The sequence below is a fragment of the Arthrobacter sp. K410C genome (assembly GCF_059090105.1).
The window spans coordinates 1-369 of sequence record NZ_JBNHFJ010000065.1; the positions used below are offsets into that span (position 1 = coordinate 1).

Here is a 369-nt window from a genome sequence, read left to right on the forward strand (position 1 = left end):
TGGGGAGGTAGGCGTAGGCGATGGGTTTTTGGACGGTGTAGCCGTAGGCGGCGCTGGTGACGTAGCCGAGGGGCTGGTCTTTGTAGAACACGGGTTCTTTGCCGAGGACGATGGAGCGGCCGTCGTTGATGGTGAGGCAGCGCAGGCGCCGTGCGGAGTTTTCTTCGGTGCGGCCTTCGAGGGCGGCTTTGCCGACGAAGTTGTCTTTGGTCATTTTGACGGCGAACCCGAGGCCGGCTTCGTAGGGGTCGTGTTCGGTGGTCATGTCGGTGCCCCAGGAGCGGTAGCCCTTTTCCAGGCGGAGGGAGCTGAACGCGGCGCGGCCGGCGGCAATGATCCCGTGGGGCTGTCCTGCTTTGAAGAGCGCGT

At 64.2% G+C, this 369-nt stretch carries 1 protein-coding gene; it reads right to left on the reverse strand.

The window, feature by feature from the left end:
• A partial coding sequence (locus AC5RU7_RS21090) for a glycine cleavage T C-terminal barrel domain-containing protein (RefSeq protein WP_494053887.1) occupies positions 1 to 369 on the reverse strand: 369 nt, incomplete at both ends.